Here is a 19398-nt window from a genome sequence, read left to right on the forward strand (position 1 = left end):
GTCATTGAAGCCCATGGTCAGGCGGGAGCACCGGCGCCTCGCGGAGCAGCACGATGGCGATGCGGCGATTGCCCGCCAGGGTCGGATCGTCCGGATAGAGCGGTTCGGAGCTGGCCTTGCCCGAGACTTGATAGACGCGGTCGGGGTCGACGCCGGCCGACTGCAGCACGCGGCGCGAGGCGTCGGCGCGGCCGGCCGAGAGCTGCCAGTCGCCGTCGGGCTTGGCCCCGTCGGCCGAGGCGTTGGTGTGGCCGGCGATGCTGACCCGGTTGGGAAGCTGGTTGATGATCTTAGCCACCGCGCGCAGCAGCAGCTTGGCGCGGTCGTTGGGTTCGGTGCGGCCGGTGGCGAACATCGAGCGGCCTTCCTGGTCGACAAGCTGGATGCGCAGGCCTTCCGGGGTCTGGTCGATCAGGATGTTCTTCGACAGTTCGGCCAGCTCGGGCATGTCCTGCAGCGCCTGGCGCAGGGATTGGGCGGCGGAGGCGAAGGCGGCCTGCTCACGTTGCAAGATGGCTTCGCGCAGGGCCTCGGTGGAGGCTTCCGGGGCCATGGCCTTGGCGGCGTCTTCCTGGGCGCCGTCGCTCGGGTTGCGCGATTCGGGAGCCATCTCCTCGATGATCGATTGAGACCCCGCGCCCTTGACGCCGTCCTCGCCCAGCGCGGTGCCGCCGAGGATGCCGCCGGAGCCGGAGGTGGATTCGGAGATGCTGGCCGGAGCGAAATAGTCGGCGATGCCGCGCTTCTGCTCAGGGCTGGTGGTGTTGATCAGCCACATCAGCAGGAAGAAGGCCATCATCGCCGTGACGAAGTCGGCATAAGCGACCTTCCAGGCGCCGCCATGGTGAGCGTGCCCGCCGGCCTTCTTGACCTTCTTGATCAAGATAGGCGCTTCGCCCATCGCCATGGTTCAAACCCCGTTAGCCCTGATTCCGCCGCAAGATGGCGCAGGTCCCGTTAAGATGACGTTGAGTTGAGAGAAGGACGTACGGATGAAAGTCGCTTTCGTGGGCCTGGGCGTGATGGGCTTCCCCATGGCGGGCCACCTGGCCAAGGCCGGACATGAGGTCTCGGTGTTCAACCGCAGCCCGGAGAAGGCCCAGCGTTGGGTCGCGACGCACGGCGGCCGGGCCGGGGCCAGCGTGGCGCAGGCCGCGGACGGCGCCGAAATCGTTTTCCTGTGCGTCGGCAACGACGACGACGTTCGCGGCGTCGTCACCCAGCTGCTGCCTGCGATGGCGGCGGGCGGGATCGTCGTCGATCACACCACGACCTCGGCCAAGGTCGCCCGCGAGATGGCGGTGCTGGCCGGCGAGGGCGGGCGCTGGTTCGTCGACGCGCCGGTCTCGGGCGGCCAGGCCGGAGCGGAGAACGGCCAACTGACCGTCATGTGCGGCGGCGACGGCGGCGCCTACGCCCGGGCCGAGCCGGTGATCGCCGCCTTCGCCAAAGCCTCGCGGCTGATGGGCGGACCTGGCGCGGGCCAGCTGACCAAGATGGTCAACCAGATCTGCATCGCCGGGATCGTTCAGGGCCTGGCCGAGGGCATGCATTTCGCCAAGCGCGCCGGGCTCGATCCGCTGGAGGTGGCCGCGGCGATCTCCAAGGGCGCGGCGCAGTCCTGGCAGATGGACAATCGCTGGGGGACGATGGCGGAAGGCAAGTTCGACTTCGGCTTCGCCGTCGACTGGATGCGCAAGGATCTGGGCCTGGTGCTGGACGAGGCCCAGGCCAACGGCTCGAGGCTCGACATGACCGCGCTGGTCGACGGCTATTACGGCGAGGTCCAGGCGCTGGGCGGCGCCCGCTGGGACACCTCGAGCCTGGTGGCGCGGTTGGAGAAATAGGCTCTCGCAACTCGTCATCCCCCGGGCTCGCAAAGCGAGATCCGGGGGATGACGATATTTGGTCTATGCGGCCGTCAAACGCGGCAGCACTTGGCGTTCCAGCAGCGGGGCAAGCCGCACGCTGGGCGGGGATTTCGGGTCGATCCAGAGCAGTTCTTCGATCTCGGCCTTGGCGACAGCCTCGCCGGCGACGACCGCCAGATAGATCGATCCGTAGACGCGGGTCTCGGGCTCATTGGCGGCCGGGGCGTCGAAGGTGCCCAGATGATCGGCGGTGATCAGGTCGCAGCCGATCTCCTCGCCCAGTTCGCGCGAGAGGGCGGTGATGTCGCTTTCGCCGGCCTCACGCTTGCCGCCGGGCAGCATGAAGGCGCTCGTGCCGCGTTTGCGGACGGTCAGGACGCGGCCGCCGGCGTCACGAATGACCCCGGCGACGATCTCTATGGCCTTCACGCGCCGAGCATTTTCGCGGCGCGCGGTGCGAAATAGGTGATGACGCCGGCGGCGCCGGCGCGCTTGAAGGCGCCCAGGCTTTCCAGGACGGCGCGTTCCTCGTCGATCCAGCCGTTCTGGGCGGCGGCCATGATCATGGCGTACTCGCCCGAGACCTGGAACGCGAAGGTCGGCATCTGGAAGGCCTCGACCACCCGGCTGACGATGTCGAGATAGGGCATACCCGGCTTGACCATGACCATGTCGGCGCCTTCGGCGATATCAAGGGCGACCTCGCGCAGGGCCTCCTCGGTGTTGGCCGAGTCCATCTGGTAGGTCTTCTTGTCGATCGGCGCGCCGCCGGTGCCGAGCTTTCCCGAGCCGATGGCGTCGCGATAGGGGCCGTAGAAGGCCGAGGCGTACTTGGCGGCGTAGGACATGATCATGGTGTCCTGCAGGCCCGCGCCCTCCAGGGCGGCGCGTAGGGCGGCGCAGCGGCCGTCCATCATGTCGGACGGGGCCAGGATATCGCAGCCGGCCTGGGCCTGGATCAGGCCCTGCTCGACCAGGCGCTCGATGGTCGGGTCGTTGGCGATCTTGCCGTTTTCGATGACGCCGTCATGGCCATGGTCGGTGAAGGGATCGAGCGCGACGTCGCACATGATGCCGACCTCGGGGGCCGCGTCCTTCATGGCCTTGATCGCCTTGACGATGACGCCGTTCGGGTCGGCGGCTTGGGAGCCTAGGGCGTCCTTCTTGGAGCCGTCGATGTGCGGGAAGATCGCGATGGCCGGAATGCCCAGCTTGCGGGCCTCGACGGCGGCCTTGGCGCACTCCTTGACCGACAGGCGCGAGACGCCGGGCATGGAGGCGACGGGAACCTCGCCATCGCCCTCATGGACGACCATCGACCAGATCAGGTCGGCAGGGGTCAGGACGCTTTCGCGAACCAGCCGGCGAATCCAATCGGACTGGCGCAGGCGGCGAAGACGCAGGGCGGGGTAGGCGGCGAGGGGGGCGGAGCTCATAAGCGCGCGCTGTGGCCCATCCCCCGCTCGGACGCAAGCCTGACGAAGCCGTAGGCGGGCGCCAGCACCAGCCAGACGCCGCCCAGCGCCGAGAACAGCCCCGTCGACGTCAACAGGGCGACCAGGGTTCCGTCGAGGGTGACGTTCGACAGGTCCAGTTTCACATTGTCGTGGGTGTCCCAGCCGGTGATCTGCGTGAACTCGAAGACCTCCCCGGTGATGCGGATGACCACGCCCAGGAAACTCAGGCCGGCGGCGACGGCCAGGGCGAAGGCGACCCAGAAGATTCGAATCTGGAATCTGTGGTGCGAGCGGATGGTCGGCGGCGCCTCGTCCTGTTGGGAATAGGCGATGATCGCGGCGATCAGGGCCGGCACGCCGGCGAAGAACAGCGACGCGAACAGCAGTCCGTAGTTGATGTAGGCGAGATTCCGAGCGGACTCGCTCACGCGCCCGCCAACCGCTTCGTTCGCCATTCAAAGACCCCGAGAAAGGCGCGCCCCCACGCGTCGCGTCGTTGACAGGTTGCGCCAGCAGAGCGACTTGCTCAAGTCAGCCTCTTCAAACGCGGGTTCGAGCGCATGGATTTCACCCTCTCCGACGATCAGCGCGCAATACAAGATGCGGCGAGAGCCTTCGCCGAGGCTGAACTTGCCCCGAACTCGGCGCGCTGGGATGAGGACAAGCACTTCCCGGCGGACGTTTTGCGCCAGGCCGCGGAGATGGGGTTCGCCGGCATCTACATTGGCGAGGACGTTGGCGGCTCGGGCCTGACCCGGCTGGACGCCTCCATCGTGTTCGAAGCGCTGAGCTATGGCGACGTCTCGGTGGCGGCCTACCTGACCATCCACAACATGGCCTCGTGGATGATCGACCGGTTCGGGGACGATCAGCTGCGCCAGCGCTATCTGCCGCGCCTGACGACCATGGAGTTGATCGCCAGCTACTGCCTGACCGAGCCGGGTTCGGGCTCCGACGCCGCGGCGCTGCGCACTAGCGCGGTCCTGGACGGCGACCATTATGTGCTGAACGGCTCGAAGGCCTTCATCTCCGGCGGCGGGGTTTCGGACCTCTATGTGGTGATGGCGCGGACCGGAGCCGCCGGGGCCAAGGGCGTCTCGGCCTTCGTGGTCGAGAACGGCGCGCCGGGCCTGTCGTTCGGGGCCCAGGAAAAGAAGATGGGCTGGAACGCCCAGCCGACCGCCCAGGTGAACTTCGACAATCTCCGGGTCCCGGTCGCCAACCGGATCGGCGGGGAGGGCGAGGGGTTCCGCTTTGCGATGATGGGGCTGGACGGCGGGCGGCTGAACATCGCCTCCTGCTCGCTGGGCGGGGCGCAACTGGCCCTCGATACCGCCCAGGCTTACATGACCGAGCGCAAGCAGTTCGGAAAGCAGCTCGCCGACTTCCAGGCCTTGCAGTTCAAGATCGCCGACATGGCCACCGAACTGGAGGCCGCGCGCTTGATGGTGCGGCGGGCGGCCCAGGCGCTGGACGACCGCGATCCCCAGGCGACCAAATACTGCGCGATGGCCAAGCGCTTCGCGACCGACGCTGGGTTCGAGGTCGCCAACCAGGCGCTGCAACTGCACGGCGGCTACGGCTACCTGAAGGACTATCCGCTGGAGAGAATCGTCCGCGACCTGCGGGTCCACCAGATCCTCGAAGGCACCAATGAAATCATGCGGGTGATCATCGCCCGGGAGATGTTCCGGCAATGAGCGACGTCCTGACCCGTATCGAGGGCCGTGTCGGCCGGATCACCCTGAACCGGCCCCAAGCGCTGCATGCCCTGACGACCGACATGTGCCAGGCGATGACCGATGCGTTGTTGGCCTGGCGAGAAGACCCGGCTGTCGAACTGGTGCTGCTCGACCACGCCGGCGAGCGCGGCTTCTGCGCGGGCGGCGACATCCGGATGCTGGCCGAGAGCGGCGCGGGCGACGGCAAGGCCGCGCGCGAGTTCTTCTTCATCGAGTACCGGCTGAACCACCTGCTGTTCGAGTACCCCAAGCCGGTCGCGGCGATCATGGACGGGATCACCATGGGTGGCGGCGTCGGCCTAGCCATGCCGGCCCGCTACCGGGTGGCGACCGAGAAGACCACCTTCGCCATGCCCGAGACCGGGATCGGCCTCTTCCCCGACGTCGGCGGCGGCTGGTTCCTGCCGCGGATGCCGGGCCATATCGGCCAGTGGCTGGGCCTGACCGGGGCTAGGATCAAGGCGGCCGACTGCGAATTGGTCGGGGTCGCCACCGACTTCGTCGAAAGCGGCAAGATCGCGGAGTTGAAGGCCGCCATCGTGGCCGATCCGGCGGCCATCGAGACGCTGCTGACGCAATTCGAGGCCGACGCGGGCCGTCCGCCCATCGCCCAACATCAGGACGAGATCGACAGAATTTTCGGACAGGGCAGCCTCGAGGCGATCCTGGCGGCGCTGGAGGCGTCAGGCTCGGACTGGGCCAAGGACCAGCTGAAGGTGCTGGCCACCAAGTCGCCCCAGACCATGAAAGTGGCGCTGCGCCAGCTGCAACTCGGCGGGCAGGCCAAGACCTTCGCCGAGAACATGGCGATGGAGTATCGGGTCGGGGCGCGCGTCGTGCAGCGGCACGACTTCCTCGAGGGCGTGCGAGCGGTGATCGTCGAGAAGGACCATACCCCGCGCTGGAATCCTCCGACCCCCGAAGGCGTCAGCGAGACCATGCTCGAGGCGATTTTTGCAGCTCTTCCTTCCGCCGAGGAGTGGACGCCACTACCTTGAACGGAACGGCGGCCATTGAGCACGCCGATGGAGGAAGCAAGATGACGCGCAATCTGTTGATGGCCGCTAGCGCGGCCCTGGTGCTCTGCGTATCGGCCGCCCACGCCGCCCCGCCGGCCAATGTGGCCGCGGCCGTCTCCGATCCAAGCCGTTCCGACGCCGACAAGGCCCGCGACGCCGCCCGCAAGCCCGCTGAGATGCTGGAGTTCGCAGGCGTGAAGCCGGGCGACAAGGTGGTCGAGCTGCTGCCAGGCGGCGGTTATTTCACCCGCGTGCTGAGCGCCGCGGTCGGCCCGACCGGCAAGGTCTACGCCGCTGTGCCCGCCAATGACGTGGAGAAGGCCAAGACCGTCCTGCAGAAGGGCAATGTCGAGGTCATCACCCTGGCCGCCAAGGACTTCAAGACGCCTGAGCCGGTCGACGTGATGTTCACCGCTCAGAACTATCACGACTTCCACCTGAAGCAGTTGGCGCTCGACGTTCCAACCGTCAACAAGACCCTGTTCAATTCGATCAAGCCGGGTGGCACGCTGCTGATCATCGACCATGCGGCGGTGACCGGCGCGCCCGTCGAGGTGGCCGACACCCTGCACCGGATCGACCCGGCCATCGTCAAGGCCGAGGTCGAGGCGGCGGGCTTCAAGTTCGTCGGCGAGGACAACGCCATCCGCAATCCGGCCGACCCCAAGACCGTCAACGTCTTCGATCCGACGATCCGCGGCAAGACCGACCAGTTCGTCTTCAAGTTCCAAAAACCCAAGGGATAGTCATGCGTATCGCGTTCATCGGCCTGGGAAACATGGGCGGCGGCATGGCCGCCAACCAGGCGAAGGCCGGCCGTCAGGTCGCGGCCTTCGATCTGTCGGCCCAGGCTCTGGATCGCGCCAAGGCGGCGGGCTGCACGCCCGCCGCGACCGTGGCTGAGGCGGTCCGGGACGCCGACGTCGTCGTGACCATGCTGCCGGCCGGACCGCACGTCCGTTCGGTCTATGCCGAACACATTCTGCCGAACGCTCCCAAGACCGCGCTGCTGATCGATTGCTCGACCATCGACGTGGAGAGCGCCCGGGCGGTGGCGACGCAGGCCAAGGACCTGGGGTTCAGGTTCGCCGACGCCCCGGTCTCCGGCGGTACGACGGCGGCGGACGCGGGCACGCTGGCCTTCATGGTCGGTTGCGACGAGGCCGACTTCACCGAAGTCGAGGCCGTGATCGCGCCGATGGCGCGGGCGGTGATTCGCGCTGGCGATCACGGGGCGGGGCAGGCGGCCAAGATCTGCAACAACATGGTGCTGGGCATCTCGATGATCGGCGTGTGCGAGGCCTTCGCGCTCGCCGAGAAGCTCGGTCTCGACGGCGAGCGGTTCTTTGAAATCGCCACCAAATCCTCGGGGCAATGTTGGTCGCTGTCGAACTACTGTCCCTGGCCGGGGCCGGTGGAGACCGCGCCGTCAAATCGCAGCTACGAAGGCGGTTTTGCCACGGCGATGATGCTCAAGGACCTGAAACTGGCCCAGCAAGCCGCAGCCGCAGCCGGGGCCGCGACGCCGATGGGGGCCCAGGCCGAGGGGCTCTACGCCCTATTTGATCGGCTGGGATATGGAACTAAGGACTTCTCCGGAATTGTGCAGATGCTCCGGGGGCGTTTGGATGAATTGGCGTAACCGATCACGAAGGTTGCACGGTCCTTAGTAAAAACTGATCGACTGTGACGTGACGGATTGTAGACAATCGGCTCGGGTGGCGCGATAAGCCCGGCCATATCAAGGGACCGCCTTCGGCGTGAGATCGTCGACCGTCCAAGGCGGAATTTGAATCGATGGATTACAAGAGCGCCTTCACCTCCGCCCTCGAACAGATCCGTTCGGAAGGTCGCTATCGGGTGTTCGCTGATTTGAAGCGCCATCGCGGGCAGTTCCCGCAGGCGACCTGGACGCAGAACGACGGCACGCAGTCGGACGTCGTGGTCTGGTGTTCCAACGATTATCTCGGTCAGGGCCAGAACCCGATCGTCACCGACGCCATGCACAAGGCGATCGATGAAGCCGGCGCCGGTTCGGGCGGCACACGCAACATCTCGGGCACCACGCACTATCACGTCGAGCTCGAGCATGAGCTCGCCGACCTGCATGGCAAGGAAGCGGCCCTGCTGTTCACGTCGGGCTATGTCTCGAACGAGGCTTCGCTCTCGACGCTCTACAAGATCCTGCCCGGCCTGATCATCTTCTCCGACGAGTTGAACCACAACTCGATGATCTCCGGCATCCGGGCCGGCGGTCGCGAGAGCCGCCGGGTCTTCCGGCACAACGATCTGGCGCATCTGGAAGAACTGCTGGCCGCCGCGCCGGCCGACGCGCCCAAGGTGATCGCCTTCGAAAGCGTCTATTCCATGGACGGCGACATGGCCGACATGGCCGGCACCGTGGCCCTGGCCAAGAAGTACGGCGCCATGACCTATCTGGACGAAGTCCATGCGGTCGGCATGTACGGTCCGCGCGGCGCGGGCGTCGCCGAGCGCGACGGCGTGATGGACCAGATCGATATCGTCGAAGGAACGCTCGGCAAGGCGTTCGGCGTGATGGGCGGCTATATCGCCGCCGACGCCCTGATCGTGGATGCGATCCGCTCCTATGCCGACGGCTTCATCTTCACCACCTCGATCCCGCCGGCCCTGGCGGCCGGGGCCGTCGCTTCGATTCGCTGGTTGAAGGATCACAACGAGATCCGCGAAGCCCATCAGGAGCGCGCCGCGACCCTGAAGGCCCGTCTGCGCAAGGCCGGCCTGCCGGTCATGGACTCGGTCAGCCACATCGTTCCGGTGCTGGTGGGCGACGCGGTTCACTGCAAGATGATCTCGGACATCCTGCTGGCCGATCACGGCATCTACGTGCAGCCGATCAACTACCCGACCGTGCCGCGTGGCACTGAGCGCCTGCGCTTCACGCCGTCGCCGGCCCATACCGACGAGATGATGGACGCCCTGGCCGATGCGCTGGAAAAGCTGTGGGTCCACTGCAACATCGCCCGCGTCGGCGGCGTCGCGGCCTGATCTCACTTGCCCACGAGATCACGCGGGCGCATACCCGCGTGATCTGCGATTTCTCGGAGACCCCACGGGTTCGCTAAGTCATTGAACGAAGGGGCGGCTAGGCCGCCCGCATCATTTCCCTCGACGGACGCCTCGGCCCAGGCCGATCTTTTTGGCGAAGTCGGAGCGGCGCGCCGCATAGGCCGGCGCCACCATCGGATAATCCGGCGGCAGACCCCAGCGACGACGATAGTCGTCCGGGCTCATGTCGTAGCGCGAGCGCAGATAGCGCTTGAGCATCTTGAGCTTCTTACCGTCCTCCAGGCAGACGATGAAGTCGTGCTGGATCGAGCGGTTGATCGGAACTGCCGGCTTAGGTTTCTCCTCCGGCGCAGCTACGCTGGCCTTGTTGAGGCCTTCCAGAGCGCCATAAACAGAACGGATGATATCCGGGACCGCATCAGCGGAAACGGAATTGCGGCTGACATAGGCCGAGACGATATCCGCCCCAAGCCGCATCAGTTCCTCGCCCGAACGAACCTCGGGCTCGGCTTCCATACTCATTCAGGATCCCCTGGCAACGCGATGACAAGCGGCGCAGGTGCACGAACACGCGCACCCCGACCTCTCACGCAACGCTGCAGACAGAAGTTCGTTCCCCGCCGTTGGATCGCAGGTCCGATGGCGCTAAAGAGCCCTCGACGAGGTGCTCGCCCGCTCTCCGCCTCAACCGTTTTCCGAAAGGCCCGGCCATGACCGTTCACGCACAAACCCCCGCCGACGCATTCTTCACGTCCAGCGTCGCGGAAACCGACAAGGACATCGCCGCTGTCCTCTCCGGCGAGCTGAAGCGTCAGCAGGATCAGATCGAGCTGATCGCCTCGGAGAACATCGTCTCCAAGGCCGTCATGGACGCCCAGGGCTCGGTGCTCACCAACAAGTACGCCGAAGGCTATCCGGGCAAGCGCTATTACGGCGGCTGCGAAGTCGTCGACATCGCCGAGGAAATCGCCATCGCGCGGGCCAAGGAGATCTTCGGCTGCGAATACGCCAACGTGCAGCCGCACTCGGGCAGCCAGGCGAACCAGGCGGTGTTCATGGCGACCATGAGCCCCGGCGACACCTTCATGGGCATGGACCTGTCGGCCGGCGGTCACCTGACCCACGGTAAGAACGTCAACCAGTCGGGCAAGTGGTTCCGGCCGGTGGCCTATGGCGTTCGCCAGCAGGACCACCTGATCGACTACGACATGGCCGCCGAGGTGGCGCTGGCCGAGAAGCCCAAGGTGATCATCGCTGGCGGTTCGGCCTACAGCCGCGAAATCGACTTCGCTCGCTTCCGCGAAATCGCCGACAGCGTCGAAGCCATCCTGATGGTCGATATCGCCCACTATGCGGGCCTGGTGGCCGGCGGGGTCTATCCGAACCCGTTCCCCCACGCTCACGTGGTGACGACCACGACCCACAAGACCCTGCGCGGCCCGCGCGGCGGCATGATCATGACCAACTCCAAGAAGCTGGCCAAGAAGATCGATTCGGCGGTGTTCCCCGGTCTGCAGGGCGGTCCGCTGATGCACGTGATCGCGGCCAAGGCCGTGGCCTTCGGCGAGGCCCTGCGCCCTGAGTTCAAGCAGTATGCCCGTCAGGTGGTCGATAACGCCCGCGCGCTGTCCGACAGCCTGCAGGCCGCCGGTTTCAAGATCGTCTCCAACGGCACCGACAGCCACCTGATGCTGGTCGACCTGACGCCCAAGGGCGTGAGCGGTTCGGATGCCGAGGTGGCCCTGGAGCGGGCGCTGATCACCACCAACAAGAACGGCATTCCGTTCGACCCGCTTCCCCCGATGCAGACCTCGGGCCTGCGCGTCGGCACGCCGGCCGGGACCACCCGCGGCTTCGGGACCGGTGAGTTCCGTCAGATCGGCACGTGGATCGGTGAAGTTCTCGACGGCCTGGCGACGGGCGGCGACAACTCGGCCGTGGAAGCCAAGGTGCGTGACGAGGTATTGGCGCTGACGAAACGATTCCCCATCTACAGCTAGACCCTGTATCTGGGGGCCAAGTAGGCCAAGAGGGGCTATATTATGCGGTGCCCGTTCTGCGGCCACGCCGAGAGCCAAGTGAAGGACAGCCGCCCGTCGGAAGACGGCGCGGCTATCCGTCGCCGGCGGCTCTGCCCGGAGTGCGAGGGTCGGTTCACGACCTTCGAGCGGGTGCAGTTGCGTGAACTGACAATCCTGAAGCGGTCGGGACGGCGCACGCCGTTCGACCGTGACAAGCTGGCGCGCTCCATCGCCATCGCCACCCGCAAACGGCCGATCGAGCCGGAGCGGATCGAGAAGATGATCTCGGTCATCGTTCGCCAGCTCGAGAGCATGGGCGAAACCGAACTGCCGTCATCGGCGGTCGGCGAGATGATCATGAAGCAGCTCAAGAGCCTCGATGACGTGGCCTATGTCCGCTACGCCTCGGTCTATCGCGACTTCCGCGAAGCTGGAGAGTTCGCCACCTTCCTTGGCGAAGAGGGCCTGAACGACGGCGACGAGGATGGCCGGTAGCGTCACCCTCAAACTCGCCACCTCGCTGGATGGCAAGATCGCCACGGCGTCGGGCGAGAGCCGCTGGATCACCGGACCGGAGGCGCGAGCCGCCGTGCACCAGCTGCGCGCCGAGCATGACGCGGTGCTGGTCGGCGTCGAGACGGCGCTGGCCGATGATCCCGAACTGACCGTGCGGCTGGACGGCTGGGCAGGTCCGCAACCGGCCCGCGTCGTGCTGGACAGTCGCCAGAGGCTGGCCGACGGTTGCAAGCTGGTCGCCACCGCCCGCGACATCCCGACCTATGTGATCTCCACCACGCCGCCCGCGTCGCGGCTGGTCGCGGCCGGCGTGCGGGTGCTGCAGGTCAAGGCGTTCGGCGACCGCCCCGAGTTGCATGACGTTGTGGAAGCCCTGGCAAAGGCTGGTCTGAACCGTCTGTTCGTCGAGGGCGGCGGGCAGGTGGCGGCGAGTTTCCTAAGCTGTGGCCTGGTTGAGCGGCTGGAATGGTTCCGGGCGGCCATGGTGATCGGCGGGGAGGGGCGTGCGGGCGTCGGCGCCCTGGCCCTGAGCGCGCTGGCCGACGCGCCGCGCCTACGCAGAATTGAAGTCCGGGAGGTCGGAGACGACCTCTGGGAGCGTTACGAGAGGATTTGAATGTTCACCGGCATCGTCACCGACGTGGGGCGGCTCCGCGCCGTCCGTGAGACTAACCGCGACCTTCGCTTCGAGGTCGAGACCAGCTTCGACCCGTCGACGATCGACATGGGCGCCTCGATCAGCCACGCCGGTTGCTGCCTGACCATCGTCGAGAAGGGCGAGGGCTGGTTCGCGGTCGAGATTTCCGGCGAGACCATCAGCCTGACCACGCTGGGCGGCTGGAAGGAAGGCGATCCGATCAATCTGGAACGCGCCGCGCGTGTCGGCGACGAACTGGGCGGGCACATCGTCTCGGGTCACGTCGATGGCGTCGGCGAGGTGGTCTCGATCGAATCCGAAGGCGGCTCGCATCGCGTGAAAGTGCGCGTTCCCCGGCCGCTGCACCGCTTCATCGCCCCGAAGGGCTCGATCACCGTCGATGGCGTTTCCCTGACGGTGAACGAGGTCGAGGACGACGTTTTCGGGGTCAATCTGATCCCCCACACCTGGGATGTGACCACGCTGGGCCGGCTTCGGCCGGGGGCAAAGGTCAATCTCGAGATCGACATGTTGGCCCGCTATCTCGCCCGCTGGCGCGAAACGGCCTAAAGGGTCGGACTGAACAGAGACTGGACCCCATGCTCGAAGAGAAAATCCGCATCCTCATCGTCGAGGCGCGCTTCTACGACGACCTCGCTGACGAGTTGCTGAAGGCCGCGGCCGACGTGATCACGGCCCATGACGCCGAGTACGACGTCATCAGCGTGCCTGGCGCGCTGGAGATCCCCGGCGCCATCGCCATCGCCGAAGAGGGCGGCAGCCGTCCGACCGGCCGTCGCTATGACGGCTATGTCGCGCTTGGCACGGTGATCCGTGGCGAGACCTATCATTTCGAGATCGTCTCCAACGAGTCGGCTCGCGGGATCATGGATCTGGCGGTCGGCAAGCGCCTGGCCATCGGCAACGGTATCCTCACCGTCGAGGACGAGTCCCAAGCCTGGGCGCGGGCCAAGGCCAGCGAAGGCGACAAGGGCGGCGGCGCGGCGCGCGCGGCGCTCGACATGATCGAACTGAAGCGCCAGCTGCTCGGCCACGCCCGATGAGCCGGGTCCATAACCAGCGGTCGGTCGCGCGTCTGGCGGCCATCCAGGCCCTCTACCAGATGGAAGTCTCCGGCGTCGGCGTCGAGGCGGTGATCCGCGAGTTCGCCGACCATCGCTTCGACCGCGGCGTCGAAGGCGACGCGGCGACCGAAGGCGACATGATGGCCAGCGCCGACGAGGGCTTCTTCGCCGAGCTGGTTCGCGGCGTGGTCGAGAACCAGCGCGAGATCGACACCGCCGTGGTCAAGCGCCTGGCCTCCGGCTGGCGGCTGGAGCGGATCGACGCCACCGTGCGGGCGATCCTGCGCTCGGGCGCCTTTGAGCTGGCCCATCGCGCCGACGTGCCGACCGAGGTCGTGATCGACGAATATGTCGAACTGACCAAGTCGTTCTTCGAAGGGCCCGAGCCCGGCTTCGTGAACGGGGCGCTGGACGCGGTGGCCCGCGATGTCCGCACCTGAGCAGCCCGATGGCGGGGGTTTGGACGAGTTCGGGCAGATCGCCCGGCTTTTCCGCCCCCTGACCAAGGGCGCTGCGGAAGCGCTTGGGCTGATGGACGACGCCGCGGCGATTCCCTCGCGGCCGGGTTTCGACCTGATCGTCACCAAGGACGCGATGGTCGAGGGCGTGCATTTCCTGCCCGGCGAAGCGCCTGACCTGATTGCGCGCAAGCTGCTGCGAGTGAACCTCTCCGATCTGGCGGCCAAGGGGGCCGAGCCCTACGGCTACTTCCTGGCGACCGCCTGGGCGCCGGACTTCGATTGGGCCAAGCGGCAGGCCTTCGCCGAGGGCCTGCGCGTCGATGGCGAGGCCTTCGGGCTGGTGCTGCTGGGCGGCGACACGGTGTCGACACCGGGGCCGCTGACGCTGTCCCTGACCATGCTGGGCTGGGTTCCGAGCGGCACGATGATTCGGCGGGGCGGGGCGCAGGCCGGCGATCTGATCCTGGTTTCCGGCGCCATCGGCGATGGATGGCTTGGACTGCAGGCCGCGCGCGGCGAACTGGCCGACCCAGACGGTTATCTGGCCGGCCGCTATCGTCTTCCCGAACCCCGAGTCGCCCTGCGCGAGGTCCTGCGCGCTCACGCCAACGCCGCGGCTGATGTTTCGGACGGACTGATCGCCGACGCCGGCCATCTTGGGCAAGCCAGCGGCCTGGCGGTGCATCTTGATCTCGACCGGCTGCCGCTGTCGGCGGCGGGCCGCGCCTGGCTGGAGGCGCAGCCGAATCGCGCCGAGGCGTTGCGCGCGCTGGCGTCAGGCGGCGATGACTATGAAATCGTCTGCACCGCCCGGCCTGACGTCGCCGCCGGGCTCGGGCTGACCGTCATCGGCGTGATGGCTGAGGGCGAGGGGATCGGCGTGATGGTCGACGGACGGGCCATTGCGGCCGGGCCAGGCGGCTGGAAGCACGTGCTCTAGAGCCAGGCAAGCTTCCGGAAACCCTATTGCGGTAAGGCTGGGCGCATGATCCGCCGCGCCTTCACGATCTCCGCCATTCTCCTCGCCGTCGCCACCTCCGCCGGTGCGGCGGAGAAGGACGCCCCGGCGAAGCCGAACGGCCAATATGTCGACCTGGCCCCGGTGGCCTTGCCGATTGTCGTCGATGGCCAAGTGATCAACTACGTCTTCGTCTCGACGAGGCTGCAGCTCAGCGCGACCGCTGATGTGATCAAGCTCCGCGCCAAGGAACCCTACTTCCGCGACGCCCTGGTGCGGGCCGCCCACAAGGCCCCGTTCACCGATCCGAAGGACTACACCGTGGTCGATGTTCCCCGGCTCCAGGCGGTGCTGTTCCGGGAGGCCAGCGCCATCGCCGGCGGCAAGAACATCAAGGCCGCTGTGGTCACCGCGCAAACCCCGAAGCAGCGCCGGGGGCTTCCCAAGCCTTCGACGAGCGCCGCCGCGCCCCAGGTCCGACCCTAACCCTAGGGGTTGACGTCCCGGCGCCTTGGTCAACGGGGCGTTGCGCGTCCCGGTTACAACTGGCAACGTCTCGACCATTAATAAGGAGCGCCGGGTTCACGGGGCTCCACCTAAGGGAAAAACGACAGGGCCTGGAGCGTCGAACACCGCCCATCCCGGGCGGCGATCGGCGGCTTCGCGCAATCGATAGGGGCGCTTAGAACATGAGTCTTACGCTTACGCTGGTGATCGCCGCCGGCTTACTGGCGGTGCTCTACGGCATCGTCCAAACCGCATCGTTGTTGCGTGCTTCCCCGGGTAACGCCCGGATGCAGGAGATCGCTGCGGCGATCCAAGAAGGGGCGCAGGCCTATCTGCGCCGCCAATACACCGCCATCGCCATTGTTGGCGTCATCATCCTCATCGCCGTCGCGATCCTGATCGGGCCGCTGGCCGCGGCCGGCTTCCTGGTCGGCTCGGTCCTCTCGGGCCTGGCTGGCTTCGTCGGCATGCTGATCTCGGTCCGGGCCAATGTCCGCACCGCGCAAGCCGCATCGGAAGGACTGGCCCAGGGGTTGTCTCTGGCGTTCCGCTCCGGCGCGATCACCGGCATGCTGGTGGCTGGCTTCGCCCTGATCGGGGTGGCCGGCTACTACGCGGTGCTGACCGGGCCGCTCGGCCATGAGAACACCAGCCGCGAAGTCGTCGACTCGATGGTCGCGCTTGGCTTCGGGGCTTCGCTGATCTCGATCTTCGCCCGTCTGGGCGGCGGTATCTTCACCAAGGGCGCCGACGTCGGCGGCGACATGGTCGGCAAGGTCGAGGCCGGAATTCCGGAAGACGACCCCCGCAACGCCGCCACCATCGCCGATAACGTGGGCGACAATGTCGGCGACTGCGCCGGCATGGCCGCCGACCTGTTCGAGACCTACGCGGTGACCACGGTCGCCACCATGGTCCTGGCCGCGATCTTCTTCCGTGGAACCGACGCGGTCAGCAACATGATGCTGCTGCCGCTGGCGATCTGCGGGGTCTGTATCCTGACCTCGATCATCGGCACCTTCGCGGTCCGCCTGGGCAAGTCCAACAACATCATGGGCGCGCTCTATCAGGGCCTGATCGTCACCGGCGTGCTGTCGGTGTTCGCGATCTACTGGGTGGTTCACCAACTGGTTCCTGGCCAGTTGACCGTGGGCGAGAAGACCTTCGACGCCATGAGCCTGTTCTGGTGCGGCATCGCCGGCCTGGTGGTCACCGCCCTGATCGTGGTGATCACCGAGTACTACACCGGCACCGGCTTCCGTCCGGTGAAGTCGGTGGCCAAGGCCTCGGTCTCGGGCCACGGCACCAACGTCATCCAGGGCCTGGCCATGTCGCTGGAGTCCACCGCGGCTCCGGCCCTGGTCATCGTGGTCGGCATCATCGTCACCTACGGCCTGGCGGGCCTGTTCGGCATCGCCATCGCCACGACGGCGATGCTGTCGCTGGCGGGCTTTATCGTCGCCCTGGACGCCTTTGGTCCGGTCACCGACAACGCCGGCGGCATCGCGGAAATGGCCGGTCTTCCGCCGGAGGTCCGTGTCACCACTGACGCCCTGGACGCGGTCGGCAACACCACCAAGGCCGTCACCAAGGGCTACGCCATCGGTTCGGCCGGCCTGGGCGCCCTGGTGCTGTTCGCGGCCTACACCGAAGACCTGAAGTACTTCGCCGCCAACGCCGAGCCTGGATCGTTCTTCCACGGCCTAGGCACCGTCGCCTTCGACCTCTCCAACCCCTACGTGGTGGTGGGCCTGCTGATCGGGGGGCTGCTGCCCTTCCTGTTTGGCGGGATGTCCATGACCGCCGTGGGACGTGCGGCCGAGGCGGTCGTCGAGGAAGTTCGCCGTCAGTTCCGTGAGAACCCCGGCATCATGACCGGCGAGGTGAAGCCCGAATACGGCCGCGCCGTCGATATCCTCACCAAGGCGGCGATCAAGGAGATGATCGTGCCGTCGCTGCTGCCGGTGTTCTCGCCGATCGTGCTGTTCATCATCATCAACATGATCGCGGGCAAGGTGAACGCCTTCGCCAGTCTGGGCGCCATGCTGATGGGGGTGATCGTCACCGGCCTGTTCGTCGCCATCTCGATGACCTCGGGCGGCGGCGCCTGGGACAACGCCAAGAAGCTGATCGAAGAAGGTCACTATGGCGGCAAGGGATCGGAGGCTCACAAGGCCGCCGTGACCGGCGACACCGTCGGCGACCCCTACAAGGACACCGCGGGTCCCGCGGTGAACCCGATGATCAAGATCACCAACATCGTGGCTCTGCTGCTGCTGGCGGTCCTGGCCAAGGGCGTCGTCGGATAGACCGACCCGCCTGACAACGAGAAAACCCCGGAGAGCGATCTCCGGGGTTTTTTGATTCTGACGGCTGTCTGATCGACTAGCGCTGATCGCCCGGACGGCTGCCGGGGACGCCTTCGTCCTGGTTCGGCAGCATGCCGCCGCGGCCGACGTTGCCCAGCAGCTGCTCGAGGATGGTCAGCTCGCGACCGCGGGTCGGGGTCTCACGACCATTGAAGGCGACGACCTTGCCGTCCTTCAGGGACATGGTGTCGACGGTCTTCACGACCTCGGTGTCCTTGTCGAAGGTCACCGCCACGACGTTGCGCGAAGTGATCACCGGCCGACGAAATGCGACCCGCTCCTTGATCTGATCGATATAGAACCAGACATTGGGGTCGAAGGTGGATGTGGCCGAGGGAGAGCCGAGGCTGGCCCTAACGGTCGACTTGGTGTCTGTGCCGACCTTGACGTCCTTCGGATTGGCCTCGATGGCCTGGAACCCAGAGTAGGTCGTGATTGGCGCGCAAGCGGCCGCTGAGGTCAGGAGACCGGCGGCGAGTGCGACATAGGCGACGCGGCGAAACATGTGCGAACCGGACCTGTTCAATTCTTCGAGGCTTTGACCTATCTCTCGCCGCCCCTTAGTTCAATGCCGCCTGTATCTGCGCCTGAGGGCGAAATCGAGGCCGATATGTTCCTAGACCGTTTCTTCCGCCCTCGCGTCACCCAAGCCATGGGGCAAAAGCTCTATGTCGGCGTGGTCGCTCAGGCCCGAACGCCTGCGCTCTATGAGAGCTATGGCGTGCCAGACACCGTTGAGGGCCGGTTCGAGCTCTACACCGTGCACGTTTTCCTTCTGCTGGACCGGTTGAAGGGGCAGGGCGCCCGCGCGAGCGAGACCTCTCAAGCCCTGTTCGACACCTATCTCAGCGCGCTGGACGACGCTCTGCGCGAGATGGGCGTCGGCGATCTGTCGGTCGGCAAGAAGATGCGCAAGCTGGGCGAGGCCTTCTACGGTCGCGTGAAATCCTATGAGTCGGCGTTCGCCGCGCTGCCGCAGCTCGATCACCTGCAGGCGCTGTTGAGTCGCACCGTTTATGAGCAAGGCGGGGCGGAAAACGCGGCCAAGCTTGCGGATTATGTCGTTCGGCAGCGCGCGGCGCTGGCCGAGCAGAAACTGGACGCCCTGATGGACGGCCAAGTGGCCTGGAGCGCGGCGTGAGCGACTGGAAACATGTGATTCGGCTCGCCGATCTGGCGCGCGGCTCGGTGAGCGTGCGGCTGGAACCGGACGCCGAGACCCTTGGCAAGCTGGCCAAGGAGCTGAACCTCGAAGCTCTGCTGGCCTTCAGCGGCAAGCTGACGGTGCGGCCCTGGCTGGACGGCGCGGAGATCCTGGGACGCTATTCGGCGCGGGTGGTGCAGATCTGCGGCGTGACCCTGGACCCGTTCGAGGAGGAGCTGGAGGGCGAGATCGCGCTTCAGGTCGTGCCGCCGGGCAGTCCTCACGCCCTGATCGAATCGGAAGGCTCCGAGATCAGCCTTGATCTGGACGCACCCGATCCGCCGGACGTGCTGGAGAGCGAGGAGATCGACCTGGCGCACTATCTGGTCGAACAACTGGTGCTCGATCTGGATCCCTTCCCGCGCAAGCCCGGCGTGGCGTTCGACTACACGCCCGCGGTTACGGAAGAATCGCCCTTCGCCGTCCTCAAGACGCTGAAGGGTGACGGAGAGTGAGCACGTCCCGGTTTTCATCGACGGGCCTCGGCTGTATCTATGTGACGA

The 19398-nt window shown here is 66.4% G+C and carries 23 protein-coding genes; 17 read left to right on the forward strand and 6 right to left on the reverse strand.

Annotation, left to right across the window (positions count from 1 at the left end):
* Window position 1: 1 nt before the first annotated feature.
* On the reverse strand, window positions 2-907 hold the full coding sequence (locus tag ASE02_RS10955; protein ID WP_056734092.1) for a flagellar motor protein MotB: 906 nt from the start codon (window positions 905-907) through the stop codon (window positions 2-4).
* An 85-nt stretch (window positions 908-992) separates the two neighbouring features.
* On the opposite strand from ASE02_RS10955, the gene ASE02_RS10960 reads away from it, so the two are divergent.
* The gene (locus ASE02_RS10960; protein WP_056734094.1) at window positions 993-1847 is read left to right on the forward strand and encodes an NAD(P)-dependent oxidoreductase; all 855 of its coding nucleotides are present in this window, start codon (window positions 993-995) and stop codon (window positions 1845-1847) included.
* A gap of 63 nt (window positions 1848-1910) precedes the next feature.
* Here ASE02_RS10960 and ASE02_RS10965 read toward each other — a convergent pair whose 3' ends face one another.
* Genes ASE02_RS10965 through ASE02_RS10975 form a run of 3 tightly spaced genes read right to left on the reverse strand, consistent with a single transcriptional unit; the run spans window position 1911 to window position 3756 of the window.
* Entirely contained in the window at window positions 1911-2300 is a 390-nt protein-coding gene (locus tag ASE02_RS10965) for an NUDIX domain-containing protein (protein ID WP_056734095.1), read from the reverse strand.
* Window positions 2297-3307 (reverse strand): porphobilinogen synthase, encoded by a 1011-nt coding sequence (hemB, locus tag ASE02_RS10970; RefSeq protein WP_056734097.1) that lies wholly within the window; start codon window positions 3305-3307, stop codon window positions 2297-2299. Before hemB ends, ASE02_RS10965 begins: the two co-directional genes overlap by 4 nt.
* Window positions 3304-3756 (reverse strand): hypothetical protein, encoded by a 453-nt coding sequence (locus ASE02_RS10975; RefSeq protein ID WP_156406014.1) that lies wholly within the window; start codon window positions 3754-3756, stop codon window positions 3304-3306. The genes hemB and ASE02_RS10975 overlap by 4 nt, the downstream gene beginning before the upstream one ends.
* Window positions 3757-3888: 132 nt before the next feature.
* Here ASE02_RS10975 and ASE02_RS10980 point away from each other — a divergent pair, with 132 nt between their 5' ends.
* The 5 genes from ASE02_RS10980 to hemA all read left to right on the forward strand — a co-directional run bounded on the left by ASE02_RS10980 (window position 3889) and on the right by hemA (window position 9116).
* Window positions 3889-5028, forward strand: coding sequence for an isobutyryl-CoA dehydrogenase (locus ASE02_RS10980; protein WP_056734101.1), 1140 nt, complete (start codon window positions 3889-3891; stop codon window positions 5026-5028).
* On the forward strand, window positions 5025-6068 hold the full coding sequence (locus ASE02_RS10985; RefSeq protein WP_056734103.1) for an enoyl-CoA hydratase/isomerase family protein: 1044 nt from the start codon (window positions 5025-5027) through the stop codon (window positions 6066-6068). Before ASE02_RS10980 ends, ASE02_RS10985 begins: the two co-directional genes overlap by 4 nt.
* 41 nt (window positions 6069-6109) lie before the next feature.
* On the forward strand, window positions 6110-6835 hold the full coding sequence (locus tag ASE02_RS10990) for a class I SAM-dependent methyltransferase (RefSeq protein WP_082602010.1): 726 nt from the start codon (window positions 6110-6112) through the stop codon (window positions 6833-6835).
* A gap of 2 nt (window positions 6836-6837) precedes the next feature.
* Window positions 6838-7731 carry a 3-hydroxyisobutyrate dehydrogenase gene (gene mmsB / locus ASE02_RS10995; protein WP_056734105.1) on the forward strand — a complete coding sequence of 298 codons (894 nt, stop codon included), beginning with the start codon at window positions 6838-6840 and terminating at the stop codon, window positions 7729-7731.
* Window positions 7732-7886: 155 nt separating this feature from the next.
* On the forward strand, window positions 7887-9116 hold the full coding sequence (hemA, locus tag ASE02_RS11000; protein ID WP_056734107.1) for a 5-aminolevulinate synthase: 1230 nt from the start codon (window positions 7887-7889) through the stop codon (window positions 9114-9116).
* 111 nt (window positions 9117-9227) lie between these two features.
* Here the strand turns inward: hemA and ASE02_RS11005 are convergent, their stop codons facing one another.
* Entirely contained in the window at window positions 9228-9659 is a 432-nt protein-coding gene (locus ASE02_RS11005; RefSeq protein ID WP_056734109.1) for a MucR family transcriptional regulator, read from the reverse strand.
* A gap of 188 nt (window positions 9660-9847) precedes the next feature.
* Here ASE02_RS11005 and glyA point away from each other — a divergent pair, with 188 nt between their 5' ends.
* The 9 genes from glyA to ASE02_RS11050 all read left to right on the forward strand — a co-directional run bounded on the left by glyA (window position 9848) and on the right by ASE02_RS11050 (window position 17631).
* A complete protein-coding gene (gene glyA / locus ASE02_RS11010) occupies window positions 9848-11137 on the forward strand; it encodes a serine hydroxymethyltransferase (protein WP_056734110.1) in 1290 nt (429 codons plus the stop codon).
* 42 nt (window positions 11138-11179) lie between these two features.
* A complete protein-coding gene (gene nrdR, locus ASE02_RS11015) occupies window positions 11180-11653 on the forward strand; it encodes a transcriptional regulator NrdR (protein WP_056734112.1) in 474 nt (157 codons plus the stop codon).
* On the forward strand, window positions 11643-12290 hold the full coding sequence (locus ASE02_RS11020; RefSeq protein WP_056734114.1) for a RibD family protein: 648 nt from the start codon (window positions 11643-11645) through the stop codon (window positions 12288-12290). Before nrdR ends, ASE02_RS11020 begins: the two co-directional genes overlap by 11 nt.
* Entirely contained in the window at window positions 12291-12881 is a 591-nt protein-coding gene (locus ASE02_RS11025) for a riboflavin synthase (protein WP_056734116.1), read from the forward strand.
* A 29-nt stretch (window positions 12882-12910) separates the two neighbouring features.
* Window positions 12911-13375 (forward strand): 6,7-dimethyl-8-ribityllumazine synthase, encoded by a 465-nt coding sequence (gene ribH / locus ASE02_RS11030; protein WP_056734118.1) that lies wholly within the window; start codon window positions 12911-12913, stop codon window positions 13373-13375.
* Complete coding sequence (gene nusB, locus ASE02_RS11035; protein ID WP_056734119.1) at window positions 13372-13836, forward strand: transcription antitermination factor NusB; 465 nt, start codon at window positions 13372-13374, stop codon at window positions 13834-13836. Before ribH ends, nusB begins: the two co-directional genes overlap by 4 nt.
* Window positions 13823-14797 (forward strand): thiamine-phosphate kinase, encoded by a 975-nt coding sequence (gene thiL, locus ASE02_RS11040; RefSeq protein ID WP_056734121.1) that lies wholly within the window; start codon window positions 13823-13825, stop codon window positions 14795-14797. The genes nusB and thiL overlap by 14 nt, the downstream gene beginning before the upstream one ends.
* Window positions 14798-14842: 45 nt before the next feature.
* The gene (locus ASE02_RS11045) at window positions 14843-15301 is read left to right on the forward strand and encodes a hypothetical protein (protein ID WP_056734123.1); all 459 of its coding nucleotides are present in this window, start codon (window positions 14843-14845) and stop codon (window positions 15299-15301) included.
* A 203-nt stretch (window positions 15302-15504) separates the two neighbouring features.
* Complete coding sequence (locus ASE02_RS11050) at window positions 15505-17631, forward strand: sodium-translocating pyrophosphatase (protein ID WP_056734125.1); 2127 nt, start codon at window positions 15505-15507, stop codon at window positions 17629-17631.
* Window positions 17632-17707: 76 nt separating this feature from the next.
* On the opposite strand, the gene ASE02_RS11055 is transcribed toward ASE02_RS11050, so the two are convergent.
* The gene (locus tag ASE02_RS11055; protein ID WP_056734127.1) at window positions 17708-18196 is read right to left on the reverse strand and encodes an outer membrane protein assembly factor BamE; all 489 of its coding nucleotides are present in this window, start codon (window positions 18194-18196) and stop codon (window positions 17708-17710) included.
* A gap of 105 nt (window positions 18197-18301) precedes the next feature.
* Here ASE02_RS11055 and ASE02_RS11060 point away from each other — a divergent pair, with 105 nt between their 5' ends.
* Together ASE02_RS11060 and ASE02_RS11065 are read left to right on the forward strand one after the other, a co-directional pair.
* Window positions 18302-18832, forward strand: coding sequence for a ubiquinol-cytochrome C chaperone family protein (locus ASE02_RS11060; RefSeq protein ID WP_056734129.1), 531 nt, complete (start codon window positions 18302-18304; stop codon window positions 18830-18832).
* The gene (locus ASE02_RS11065) at window positions 18829-19350 is read left to right on the forward strand and encodes a DUF177 domain-containing protein (RefSeq protein WP_082602011.1); all 522 of its coding nucleotides are present in this window, start codon (window positions 18829-18831) and stop codon (window positions 19348-19350) included. The genes ASE02_RS11060 and ASE02_RS11065 overlap by 4 nt, the downstream gene beginning before the upstream one ends.
* Window positions 19351-19398: the final 48 nt, after the last annotated feature.

The organism is Phenylobacterium sp. Root700, from assembly GCF_001429025.1.
GTDB lineage: Bacteria > Pseudomonadota > Alphaproteobacteria > Caulobacterales > Caulobacteraceae > Phenylobacterium.